The sequence below is a fragment of the Vibrio sp. V04_P4A5T148 genome, assembly GCF_963875605.1.
Classification (GTDB): domain Bacteria; phylum Pseudomonadota; class Gammaproteobacteria; order Enterobacterales; family Vibrionaceae; genus Vibrio; species Vibrio anguillarum.
In genome coordinates this window covers 18,085-30,381 of the sequence record NZ_CAWNMS010000053.1, presented here as the reverse complement: position 1 = coordinate 30,381, position 12,297 = coordinate 18,085, and the positions used below count along the sequence as shown (strand labels likewise).

At 42.3% G+C, this 12,297-nt stretch carries 14 protein-coding genes; 3 read left to right on the top strand and 11 right to left on the bottom strand.

What is annotated here, in order from left to right; translation table 11 throughout:
• Positions 1–511: 511 nt before the first annotated feature.
• The 7 genes from AACT18_RS11655 to dusA form a co-directional block, all read right to left on the bottom strand.
• Positions 512–1,264, bottom strand: coding sequence for a phosphoadenylyl-sulfate reductase (locus AACT18_RS11655; protein ID WP_094125279.1), 753 nt, complete (start codon positions 1,262–1,264; stop codon positions 512–514).
• Positions 1,257–2,990 carry an assimilatory sulfite reductase (NADPH) hemoprotein subunit gene (gene cysI, locus AACT18_RS11650; protein ID WP_094125278.1) on the bottom strand — a complete coding sequence of 578 codons (1,734 nt, stop codon included), beginning with the start codon at positions 2,988–2,990 and terminating at the stop codon, positions 1,257–1,259. Before cysI ends, AACT18_RS11655 begins: the two co-directional genes overlap by 8 nt.
• Complete coding sequence (locus AACT18_RS11645; RefSeq protein WP_094125277.1) at positions 2,990–4,843, bottom strand: assimilatory sulfite reductase (NADPH) flavoprotein subunit; 1,854 nt, start codon at positions 4,841–4,843, stop codon at positions 2,990–2,992. Before AACT18_RS11645 ends, cysI begins: the two co-directional genes overlap by 1 nt.
• Positions 4,844–4,939: 96 nt before the next feature.
• The gene (locus AACT18_RS11640) at positions 4,940–5,170 is read right to left on the bottom strand and encodes a hypothetical protein (protein WP_038149123.1); all 231 of its coding nucleotides are present in this window, start codon (positions 5,168–5,170) and stop codon (positions 4,940–4,942) included.
• Positions 5,171–5,336: 166 nt separating this feature from the next.
• Positions 5,337–5,993: a TIGR04219 family outer membrane beta-barrel protein gene (locus AACT18_RS11635; RefSeq protein WP_019282801.1), complete on the bottom strand. Its 657-nt coding sequence runs from the start codon at positions 5,991–5,993 to the stop codon at positions 5,337–5,339.
• A gap of 100 nt (positions 5,994–6,093) precedes the next feature.
• The gene (pspG, locus tag AACT18_RS11630) at positions 6,094–6,303 is read right to left on the bottom strand and encodes an envelope stress response protein PspG (protein ID WP_094125276.1); all 210 of its coding nucleotides are present in this window, start codon (positions 6,301–6,303) and stop codon (positions 6,094–6,096) included.
• A gap of 211 nt (positions 6,304–6,514) precedes the next feature.
• Positions 6,515–7,486, bottom strand: a complete 972-nt coding sequence (dusA, locus tag AACT18_RS11625; protein WP_094125275.1) for a tRNA dihydrouridine(20/20a) synthase DusA — start codon at positions 7,484–7,486, stop codon at positions 6,515–6,517.
• A 139-nt stretch (positions 7,487–7,625) separates the two neighbouring features.
• On the opposite strand from dusA, the gene AACT18_RS11620 reads away from it, so the two are divergent.
• From AACT18_RS11620 to AACT18_RS11610, 3 genes are all read left to right on the top strand, one after another.
• Positions 7,626–8,687: a site-specific integrase gene (locus AACT18_RS11620; protein WP_094125274.1), complete on the top strand. Its 1,062-nt coding sequence runs from the start codon at positions 7,626–7,628 to the stop codon at positions 8,685–8,687.
• Positions 8,688–8,804: 117 nt separating this feature from the next.
• Positions 8,805–9,692, top strand: a complete 888-nt coding sequence (locus AACT18_RS11615) for a sce7726 family protein (RefSeq protein ID WP_094125273.1) — start codon at positions 8,805–8,807, stop codon at positions 9,690–9,692.
• Positions 9,658–10,578, top strand: coding sequence for a sce7725 family protein (locus tag AACT18_RS11610; RefSeq protein ID WP_094125272.1), 921 nt, complete (start codon positions 9,658–9,660; stop codon positions 10,576–10,578). Before AACT18_RS11615 ends, AACT18_RS11610 begins: the two co-directional genes overlap by 35 nt.
• A gap of 14 nt (positions 10,579–10,592) precedes the next feature.
• Here the strand turns inward: AACT18_RS11610 and AACT18_RS11605 are convergent, their stop codons facing one another.
• The 4 genes from AACT18_RS11605 to AACT18_RS11590 all read right to left on the bottom strand — a co-directional run bounded on the left by AACT18_RS11605 (position 10,593) and on the right by AACT18_RS11590 (position 12,295).
• Positions 10,593–10,751, bottom strand: coding sequence for a hypothetical protein (locus tag AACT18_RS11605; RefSeq protein ID WP_176428354.1), 159 nt, complete (start codon positions 10,749–10,751; stop codon positions 10,593–10,595).
• Positions 10,751–10,972, bottom strand: coding sequence for a hypothetical protein (locus AACT18_RS11600; RefSeq protein ID WP_094143528.1), 222 nt, complete (start codon positions 10,970–10,972; stop codon positions 10,751–10,753). Before AACT18_RS11600 ends, AACT18_RS11605 begins: the two co-directional genes overlap by 1 nt.
• A gap of 91 nt (positions 10,973–11,063) precedes the next feature.
• Positions 11,064–11,489 carry a structural protein gene (locus AACT18_RS11595; RefSeq protein WP_237666684.1) on the bottom strand — a complete coding sequence of 142 codons (426 nt, stop codon included), beginning with the start codon at positions 11,487–11,489 and terminating at the stop codon, positions 11,064–11,066.
• A gap of 62 nt (positions 11,490–11,551) precedes the next feature.
• Positions 11,552–12,295, bottom strand: coding sequence for a hypothetical protein (locus tag AACT18_RS11590; RefSeq protein WP_094125190.1), 744 nt, complete (start codon positions 12,293–12,295; stop codon positions 11,552–11,554).
• Positions 12,296–12,297: the final 2 nt, after the last annotated feature.

Sequence of the window (12,297 nt, the reverse complement as noted above, 5' to 3'; positions counted from 1 at the left end):
ATTGGTCACTCAGTTCATTGATAAATCTTTTTGATTATCATCAACGAGTGCCCACACAGATTGATAGGTTTATATTGTTAAAGAGCGTTCTTCTCTGGCTTGCCGAGGCTTCCTTTGAAGAGGCGGCCATTCTAGCGAGATAATGAAAAGTGTCAAACACTTTATTAAATTATTTCGTCTTACTGATTTGACCTACTGATTGGCTGCTGGTTGGGCTTGAACCCTTACTGGCTGTGCCGTATCAGTGAGGTCGCATTATAGAGATCGCCGTCACGTTGGCAAGCGTTATTTTATAAAAATTGCAAAAATAGCGCTTAATCACCAAATTACTGCTCAAAGCCTTATTTATTCAATTTTACTAAGATCAAGTAAACACGTTACCCACAGAGTTATGCACATTAGCTGTAATTTTTATCTTTTCAAACGTAGAAAAAGCGCCTTCAGACGCTTTTTCCGTTTCACTCATTTCTTTTTTACACTATATAGAAGATTAAATACCTGCATCATCTCCTTAGTTATTCTCTTCATGAAGACCACACTCTCTTTTTAAGCCGAAGAAACGCGTTTCTTCTTCATTCATTCCCGGTTCCCATTTACGAGTGGTATGAGTGTCACCAACTGAAAGGTAACCTTGCTCCCACAATGAATGATACGGCAGGTGATTTTCTTGCAGATAATAATGTACATCTTTATTTGTCCAATCAATCACAGGTAGGAATTTAAACACACCATTTTGAATCGCTAAAATAGGTAATGTCGCCCGCGATTGTGATTGCTCTCGGCGTAGGCCAGAAAACCAAGTACCAATATCTAGTTCATCTAACGCTCTTCGCATCGGTTCTACTTTATTAAGGTGATTGTATTGTTCAATGCCAGTAACGCCTTGTTCCCAAAGTTTACCGTAACGTGCCTCCTGCCATGATGGACTTATCGTAGCGCTGAAGATATGCAGATTAAGATTTAGGTGCTCCGTGAGCTGGTCAATAAATTGATATGTTTCAGGAAACAAATAGCCAGTATCCGTCAATACCACTGGTATATCGCTTTTTACGCTAGAAACCAGATGCAGCATCAATGCGGCTTGAATGCCAAAGCTAGAAGAAAGCGCATGGGTTCCTTCTAGATTCTCAATCGCCCACATCACTCGCTGCTGCGCTGTTAACGTTTCGAGATAAGCATTTAATGGGGCAAGGTGTAACGTTTGCTCTACTTTAGTTAGCGCCAATAACTCGGACAATTTAGGAACTACTGGTACTTCAAGCATAGAAATCTCTCTTAGAGATGATCACCTCTTCTATAATGCCGGTGCGAATGGTGAAATCGCCAAAACCCTCATTGGATTGACGCTCTAGCGCCCAGCGGCCGACTAGATGGTCAATTTCTTCTAGGATCTGTTTATCGGTAATGTTTTCTTTATACATTTTAGGCACACGAGTGCCCGCTCTATTGCCGCCAAGATGTAGGTTGTAGCGACCGGGAGCTTTACCAACTAAACCAATTTCAGCCAACATGGCTCGGCCACATCCGTTCGGACAACCTGTGACACGTAAGATAATGTTTTCTTCTTTAGGTAACGCATGTTTTTGTAGGATCGTCTCTACATCCGTTACAAATTGAGGGAGGAAACGTTCCGCTTCAGCCATAGCTAATGGGCACGTAGGGAAAGAGACGCACGCCATCGAATTTTTACGTTGCTCACTCACATTGTCATTGATCAAACCATGCTGACGCGCAATCTGCTCAATCGTAGCTTTTTGTACAGCAGGTACTCCCGCTACGATGAGGTTTTGATTGGCCGTCATACGAAAATCACCTTGGTGGATTTTAGCAATTTCTGCCACACCACGCTTTAGCGGTTTATCAGGGAAATCGAGTAAACGACCATTTTCGATGAAAAGTGTTAAATGATGCTTACCATCGATACCTTCAATCCACCCAATCCGATCACCACGTTCTGTAAGCTCGTAAGGACGGCTGACCGCAAACTCAATACCAGCACGCTTTTCAACTTCGGCTTTGAACACATCGACGCCCACTCTGTCGAGTGTGTATTTAGTTTTTGCATTTTTACGATTAGACCGGTTTCCCCAATCACGCTGAGTCGTAACCACAGCGGCGGCGACTTCTAAGGTTTTATCCAAAGGAATAAATCCGAAATCATCAGCACGACGCGGGTAAGTAGAAGTATCACCGTGCGTCATGGCTAGGCCGCCACCCACCAGCACATTAAAACCAACTAACCGACCTTGTTCGGCAATCGCAACAAAGTTTAAATCGTTGGCATGTACATCCACATCGTTTTGGGGCGGAATAACCACTGTCGTTTTGAACTTACGCGGTAAGTAGTTATTACCTAAAATCGGCTCTTCATCTGTAGTTTCTAGTTTTTCACCATCCAACCAAATTTCGGCATAAGCGCGCGTTTTAGGTAACAGATGCTCCGAAATCTTCTTCGCCCATTCGTAAGCTTCCTGATGCAGTTCAGACTCCACAGGATTGGACGTACACAGTACGTTACGGTTCACATCACCCGCTGTGGCAATCGAATCAATACCAATGCTGTTTAACGTTTGATGCATCAATTTAATGTTAGGCTTCAATACCCCGTGAAACTGAAAGGTTTGGCGAGTGGTTAAACGAATGCTGCCATATAGGCTGTGCTCAGTTGCAAATTTATCTATCGCTAGCCATTGTTTCGGTGTGATGATCCCGCCAGGCATGCGCGCACGTAACATCACATTGTGCAGAGGTTCTAACTTTTGTTTTGCACGTTCGTTACGAATATCGCGATCGTCTTGTTGATACATGCCATGAAAGCGAATCAACTGAAAGTTGTCAGCACTAAAGCCACCTGTGATGTGATCTTGCAGATCTTGCTCGATCGTCCCACGTAAAAAGTGACTTTCACGTTTCAAGCGCTCGTTATCTGACAATGGGCCTAGCTCTTGTCCTAATACTTCTTGATGATTAGATTGTTGTTTGGTGCTCATTAGTACACATCCCTTTGATAACGTTTTGCTTTGCGCAGATCGTTGATATATGTCTCTGCCTGTTCACGTGATAACCCACCTTGCTGCTGTGCAATAACAATTAGTGCATCATGCACATCTTTCGCCATGTGCGTTGCATCACCACAGACATAAAGATACGCACCGTTTTGAATCCATTGCCAGACCAGTTCGGATTGTTCAAGTAATCGATGCTGAACGTAGACTTTCTCATGTTGATCACGGCTAAACGCCACATCTAGACGACTCAGCACACCGGATTTCAGATATTTTTGCCACTCAACTTGATAGAGAAAATCTTGAGTAAATGTACGATCACCAAAAAACAGCCAGTTTTTTCCTTTTGCTTCACGGTTATCACGCTCTTGAATAAAGCTACGAAATGGCGCAATTCCGGTGCCAGGACCAATCATGATAATAGGCACGTTATCATCTTGCGGTAGTTTGAAATTATTATTGTGTTCAATGAAAACCTTTACCTTGTCGCCCTCTTCTAAGCGCTGGCCAAGGTAACTGGACGCTCCCCCAAAACGGTGCTCATCTTGGTGTATATACTGAACAATGCTGACGGTAAGATGCACTTCATCTTCAACTTCGCTTTGACTTGATGCGATAGAATAAAGACGCGGCGTTAAACGACGTAATAAAGAGAGTAGCGCTTGGGCCGTCAGTTTAGTTTGCTTCTCTCGCAGTACATCAATCACTTGATGATGGCTCGCATACAATCTGAGCTTCTCTTTATCCTCCACCAGCTCAAGCAGTTTCGTACAACCAGATAACTCAGCAAACTTGGTCACCATCTGAGGATTTGCAGCCGTAATTTCATATTTATGCATTAAAGCACTATGGATGGATAAACTTTCGCCATCGACGTCAACACTTTCGACACCCGATAGCCCAGTCGCAGATAACACGGCATTGACTAACTCTGTATCGTTTTCATACCATACTCCAAGCGCATCCCCAGACTGATACGTTATACCTGACTCACCCAAGTCAATTTCAATGTGGCGCACCTCTTTTCCTGAATCTCGCCCAGTAATTTTTTGACTCGTCAGTAAAGTCGCACTGTAAGGATTTTGCTTACTGTATTGAGATAGATGACTCGTGGTTTGACTCACGGGTAATTGCACAACTTGCGTAGACGTACTTGCAAAAGCTTCTTTTACCACTGCTAATGCTTTGGCTTTCCACTCGGCGGCTTGATGTTCGTAATCAACGTCGCAATCCACTCGCTCAATAAAACGTTTGGCACCAAGCTGCTCTAAAAATGCATCAAAATCTTTACCCGTTTGGCAGAAAAATTCATAACTGGAGTCACCTAAGCCAATCACACCATATTGCAAGTGAGGTAATTTCGGCGCTTTCTTGGATTGTAAAAATTCATGCAGCGCTAATGCATTGTCAGGGGCTTCGCCCTCGCCATTGGTCGATGCAACAAAAATAACATGCGTTTCTTTCGCAAGATCTTTGCCCTTGTAATCACTCGCATCGAATAATTGAACCGCGATACCGGCAGCCTGAGCTTCTCTTTCCAATCCTTCAGCAAGGCCTTTTGCATTGCCTGTTTGAGAAGCGAAAATAATGGTTAATTGAGTCGCAGGCTCCATTGATACTAAAGTGGCTGCTTGTGAGCTGGAAGTAGAAATACTTGATGCTTGAGACTGACTGAGGCCCCAAAAATATCCGCTAACCCAAGCAAGCTGCTGCGGGGAAAGTTCTGAAATAGTACGCTGCAATCCGTTCAGTTGCGCGTCATTGAGTGGGCTAGCTAAACTGGCTAGCTCTTGGGGTATGGTATTTCCTGAAGACATGGTCACGACTTCCCTATTCATTGCGTGACAATAGATTAACCACTCTCTTTAATAACAAGAAAGAATAGATAAGTATGTTTTATAACTTTTTGGAAGTAGGCATTACGCTTAATTCTCTCATTTAGACTCGACTCGAACTTGCTTAAAACCCACCTCCATAGCCGATTTAGAGGCAAGATCCAGATCGGTATACTGGCATTCGTCACCCTGAGAATCGGTTAATAGCACGAACCCACCACGGCAATGCCGAAACTCGACTATCCAATGCCCTTCTTGGAAAGAAGGTTCAATAATGGCTTCGATAAGCTTGTTCTCACGATACAAGTCCCTTAACTCGGTAATCGTCATCACCACACCATTTTCACATTATTCACTCGTGAATTAAGCATGGTACATTTTGCTTATTCTGCTAAGAAATTGCGCAATAATATAATTGTCAGTTATAAAAAACGCCACCTTGTAGAGGTAGCGTTTTATGGAAAATGCATTTAGCGCGTAAGTATCGAATCGATACTTAAAATTGAAATTCAGCCCCCAAGAACCAACCATCAACAAAGACAAATGAGTTTTTCGTTTTTGGGTCAAGTTCGGTGAATTCAAGATCAATCACACGATAGCCGCCACGCAATGCGACATTGCCAGCACGAATAGGTATGGAATACTGCAAACCCGCTAGTACATCTGCGCTTTTAATTCCGCCACTATCACCAAAATCAAACTGCCCAATCACATCAACTTGGGTATTGGGAATTTTAATTGTGGCATAGGCATACCAGTTAAAAGTCGTCTTATCAAAACTGTACTTCAAGCTATCTGGTGCTTGATACTGAGAACCACTATATTGAGTGAATGTAACACCCGCATCGAACGACATTAACTGTCGCTCTAACAGATTGTAATACAAGGTATAGTCGTACTTATCAAAGGATGCATAATCCGCCTCAAGCGTTGTATAACGAATACTCGCATTGGGCAAATAAGGTAGCTGATGCTCAAAAGCAACGTGGATTGAAGGTGTCTTCACATCATCACGACGAGTATTGTCGATTTTAGTGCTGCCCCACCACATGTCAGCACCAACTTCTCCACGATAAAATGATTCTGCTTGAACCGATGCGGTTGACATCATCATTGCCACACTGACCAACGCTAACCAAATTGGTTTATTCATCCCTAATTGCTCCCTATTTATTCGCTACTAATGCATGTTCTTAATTGAACGCGATAGTAGCATATTCCTGAAGTGAGTTAACGTTTCGTTGACTGCCACATTAGCGAGGGGTGTACACCACATGACGGAAGAACCAGACCCCCAAAACAATCACAATGATCCAAGGTAGTAGCTTAAACATCACTCCAATCATGCCTAGTAATGCTAATACTATAAAGCCCATGACCGTCGCAATAAACACAGTCGCCAAAGTGATGCCTGTCGCCAATAAAGTTGCAATAAAAACCAATAAGAAAATAAGTTCCAACATGATGTTTTCCTCCGTTTCTCTTACCACTAGCAGATATCGAGCCAACTTGTCATTACCACCTCTGATTTCAAGTCAAGACTAAAAAAATCACAGTTTCTTGGCCAATCAAGCACTTGAAAAGCAATATTTATTTCAATAAAAAAAGCCAAATAACACCGAGTCATTTAGCCTTTCTATTGTTGGTAAAAATCACCACTTAAGTTGGTAATTTTTACACATTCAACTCTTTCGGAATTTTTGCTAATGCCGCTTGCACGACTTCAATTCCCGCACCGGGCTTATGCGCATTCTCACTGATATAACGTCGCCATTGACGAGCACCTGGCATATTTTGGAACATACCTAACATATGGCGGGTTATATGGCCAAGGTAAGACCCCTGAGCTAATTGACGTTCAATATAAGGAAACATCTCTTCAATAATTTGAGAACGTTTTTTAATCGGCGTATCCATGCCAAAAATGGTCTGATCCACTTCCGCCAACAAATAAGGGCTTTGATAAGCTTCCCGGCCAATCATTACGCCATCAAGATGCTGTAAATGCTCACTGACTTCAGCTAAGGTTTTGACACCGCCATTCACAGCAATGACTAAATGTGGGAAATCTTTTTTCAGCTGATATGCCCGTGAGTAATCTAACGGCGGTATTTCACGGTTCTCTTTTGGGCTCAAACCACTAAGCCACGCCTTACGCGCATGAATAGTAAACTGTTCACAGCCCCCTTTCTCTGATACCAATGAAATAAAATCAGTCAAAAATTCATAAGAATCCATGTCATCAATACCAATGCGCGTCTTCACGGTTACCGGAATATCAACTACTGATTTCATCGCTGCAACGCAATCCGCCACCAGTTGCGGCTCTGCCATTAAACAAGCACCAAAACGACCATTCTGGACGCGATCGGACGGACAACCCACATTGAGGTTGATTTCATCGTACCCGTACTGCTGGGCAAGTTTGGCACAATGAGCAAGGTCTTGAGGATTCGAACCACCCAATTGCAACGCTACTGGGTGTTCCTCCTCGTTGTAAGCCAAGAAGTCCCCTTTACCATGAATGATCGCGCCTGTCGTGACCATCTCGGTATACAGTAACGTTTGCGAGGACAGCAAGCGATGAAAGTATCGGCAGTGGCGATCTGTCCAATCGAGCATGGGTGCAACGGAAAACCTTTGCATTGCGAAATCATTAGAAACATCAGGTTTAGACACTGATTTACCTCAATTTACAGATAATATTTTTACCGTCAATTTCCTAGAATTTCCGCAAATTTCGACCTATAGTACCCCTATAAGTACCCCTCAAAGAGTAGGACGAATGGCTTCATATAGTATCGAAACTCGCAAATTAAAAAGCGGTGAATCACGATTTAAAACGACGGTAATCGTTAAAAAGAATTCGAAGATTATACATCGCGAGTCAAAAACATTCAGAAAAAAAGAACACGCTAGAACTTTCGGCAAAAAACGGGTTTTGGATCTTGAAGTTGGAGGGGTACTAAAAAACCCTTCAGTCCCCCTAGGGGAACTGCTCGATATGTATATGGCAGACCGAGATTTATGGAACAACACTGGTAGAACGAAACGCTACGTTTTACAGCTATTGAGAGACTGCGATATTGCAAATATTGATTCAAATTCTCTGCGTACCAGTGAGTTGATCGAGCATTGCAAAAACAGACGTGATGCCGGAACTAAACCAGTTACGATTTATCACGATATTGCTTATCTACGTTCAGTGATGAAAAAGGCAAAGCCTGTTTTTAACATTCAAGCCAATTTTTCCGTGTTCGATGAAGCCGTCCCTGTACTTTCTGATATGCAATTGATAGGCAAAAGTGAAAAACGAACCCGACGACCGACCAACGATGAACTTGCAAAACTTAAAGAAGGACTAAAAAAACGTGAGGAATTTCGCTCAAATGGCACAACTAGGATCCCATTCACCGACATTCTAGAATTTAGCATTCTCACTTGTATGCGGATTGGTGAAGTGTGTGCAATACGCTGGGAAGATTTAGACCAAGAACATAAAACCGTTTTGGTTCGGGATCGCAAAGACCCAAGAAAAAAAGCAGGCAATCACATGATAGTTCCATTGCTTGGGGATTCTTTTGATATAGCGATAAAGCAAACTAAAACCAGTGACCGCATCTTCCCTTATAACTCGAAAAGCGTATCCGCAGGATTTCAGCGAGTTCGTAATGAGTTGGGAATTGAAGACTTACGCTATCACGATTTGAGACGAGAAGGAGCGAGTCGGCTGTTTGAAAAGGGATACTCAATTGAGGAAGTAGCTCAAGTGACAGGGCACAGGAACTTGAATATTTTGTGGCAGGTTTATACTCAATTATACCCTCACAAATTACATCAGAAATAATATAGAAGTCGAGAGTCTGAAGCCTACAGCTTGCGATTCCTTTGAATTAACTCTAGGATGCGTGTCTTCGTGACTTAGCCCAATACCAACTTTAAGAATTAGTGTTATACATTAGATATGGAATATAAATTACTAGCTAAGCTATTCAATAGCTCAGAATTGAAGAGAATTGCTGCTGGAGACTTGCGTACTTTCGACAGCATAAGAGCAGTATTCTCTGAATTTCATACACAAGTTACGGTTTCTGAGTTTTATGATGAAGCATATAAGCTCCTATTAAAAAACTACCGTAATGAGTATGTTGTAAAGAACGAAATTGCTAATAAAATACTACTTGGCACTCATTCGATGAATACAACTGCAATGATGAGCGAAGTCAGAACAGGGAAGAACATTGCTGATTGTGTTGTATTAAATGGACATTCTACCTGTTACGAAATCAAGACCGAGATGGATTCTTTAACTCGTTTGAGCAACCAGTTAGATTCTTATCTGATGGCTTATGATAAAACTTATGTTGTTACTCATAAAAATCACTTAAAACACATCCTCTCAATTCATACTAAATCACCAACTTTTGGTATTTTAGAGCTCACCAAGAGAAACAACTTTAAAACAATTATCGAAGCTCCAATTAGTAATGAGTTTGACTTTGATATAACGTTCGACACCTTACGCAAACCTGAATACACATTTATCGCAGAACAAGTTCTAGGCTCACTACCTGACATGCCAAATACAAAGCTATACGATTATTGCAAAGAAGCATATAAATCTCTGCCATCTGACGAAGCAAACAAGTTATTCAAGAAAAGCCTAAAACTGTTTCGTGCCAATGATCACAAATTCATCAATTCACTCCCTAAACCACTAAAAAACATAGGGATTAGCTACCAATTTAGCAGACAAGAAAAAAACAAACTCGTATGCTCATTGATGAATAACTCAAACTTATCATCAGGTGAATACAATGTACTATCCTTATTTGAGGGGCAAACGTCATGAACTTTCAGCTCTTCGTCGAACTGCGAAAATCTTAGACCCAAATAAAGTACGCCCAATAATTGAGCCAGTGAAATCTAGCACTGTAATATTGGAACGAACTATTTCGGAACTGAACTCCAACAATCAAATACCGATTGTGATCGTAAATCCTCTAGAAGGTCAATTAGTAGGCAGTCCAGCAGTATTAAACTTACTTCAAAGTAACAACCTCAACGTCCTTCCATGTATAGCGTTTAGTCATCAAAATTTATCGTCAGCAATTCAACTAGCTACGCAGTTTTGCAATAATAATGTAGCTTTTGCAACTTACTTTAGAGATGAACCTGTCGCCAATGTTACAGCCATAACTTCAAGAGCTCTGGTTAATTCAGTGTTCGTAACACAAAATACAACGAACCAATTTTTAACCAGTATTCCTCGACTAGTAAAAATTCAAGATTGTTTTGAGGCTAAAGAAAGAAATGCCGACTACCCTCCTCATCCATACAACTACTCTGATGCCCACTTAACCTACTTAAGCATGCCCAATGCTGTTGGTTTTGGTGATTACCAAATTGTTGGTGAACCGTACTCTGACAATGGAGGCCCAGCTCGTGCAGTCGCACTCCATATTAATTATATAAACTCGTCATTTAATAATCACATGTTTATCAAACATTGCGTTTCTACACTAGATTCAGGAACGACATCTAATACAGCAAATAAATTCTTACAAGCTCTTAATGAGTTAATAAATTTTGCAAACCAAACTCCAGATGTAGACCAAACAACCGTAGGTTTCTCTGGGTTGCGTACTTACCATACGAATAACCACTACCCCAATTTAGGCCCTGCCAAAGAATGCTCAATAATGCATCACATTGAAAGCATTGGTAAATATATCTAAAAATAAAGCCCTCTTTAAAAGGGGGCTTTATTCTCTAAACGCTGTATACGCTCATCCATCTTTTCTATCATTAAGCGCAGCCACTTCACATCCGTTTTAAGCGCAATGCCAACGCCAATTCCGCTCGACAATGCGCTCACCGCAGCCACAATCAAGGCCTGATACTCAGCCATCACTTGAACTCGTTTCGGATCATTTCCCATAAGCCTAAAATGACCGGAATGGTTGTCCCGATAAGGCCACCGTATTGCACGCCCTCGGCCGTGACACTGGCAGTTAACAGCTCTGGATGCCCTGCCGCTAAGGCAACGCCCGCCCCGACTAAGGCCAAACCTTTTTGGGTTGATGGTTGGTCTAAATCAATACCCAACTTTTTCTTGAATAGTTCTTTCATAGCAATTTCCATACTTTCAGATATTTAATTGCATAGGCGGCGAGTATTGCGCCCAGCACCGTTAAAACAATTCGCTTAGTGTCATCTTTATTCATGCCATACGAACCCCTTCTTGTGCTTGTTCAAGCGAGTAAAAGCGCCCGACTTCCATCACTGACATGGCGTGTATCATCTTGGCTAGAGTGGAATCGCTTTGCAGATTAATCGGCTCGTGTGGACTCACACCTAATTGACTCGCAACGAACTGGGCATAGTGATCCGATTCGTTTTCGTGGCTTGGTGCAAACTTATGAATGAGCTCGTTAATGGTTTCAAGGCCATAGCGTTTCTGGTAAGTATCACGTAGTAGAATCGCTCCTGCACGAAAACCATATTCAGGCGCTCGAAAGGTTTCAAAGCGCTTGTCTACCGAAGGCGTGACTTTCCCAATCCAGTTGTTATTGACATTACTTTCAATGTTCAAGGGGTTATTCGCAAGCACGCCGCGCGGCTCTGTTGTCACGATTGGTTTTTTCATCAAATACACCACCGTTAGTAGCAAGACGACAAACAAAGAGAGTTTCATTGAGAAGCACTCAATTATTTGATTTGAGTCGGTACAAAATCCACGAGCTCAACCTCCATTTGAAGATTGATTGCACTCTCTACACTGTTTTTGGTCTGCGCATAGATAATGGGATAGAGCCAAGTACGCCGACCTTGTGCAAATGACGTCGGGACGAGGATGTCAAAAGGAAACAGGAAGTAAGCCGTTTGCTTTCCGGTTTGCTCGGTGAAATGAAAGGGGGCGATCACCTGATTCGTTCCCATAGGGCTAACAAATTTTTGCCAAATCGTGCCGAAAGTATCGTTTTCAACAAACACATTTAAATCCAACCGCGCATCGGGGACAGCGCCAGTGGTAGAAACAAAATCGCCACCGAACGCATCCAACGAACCTCTAACGGTGCCTTTAATCCTTGCGTACTCAAAACCACTTGCCAAAATTTCATCCGCTAAATCCGGCTTATCTTGGTTATTCGCCGTTTCAAACTGGATGATTTTTTGATTATTGAGCTCTCGCTCTGGAATAAGAATTGCCGTCAAGTCACTGCGTAGCTTGCCGTTCAACGCTAAATCTGTGTGTAATGATTTGCCCCACGGAGTCCAATCAGAACATTTTTCAAACCATTGCTGAGCCGTGGTAATGCTTTGCGTTAGGTCGGCGTAAAAATTCCATGAAAGCTTACCGATTGGCTTTTGTGACTGACTGCCATTACCTAAGATTGCCGCCAAGGCTTCAATCTTGTTGCGGTTACTTCCTGTTGGTAAATTAACGCTCATAC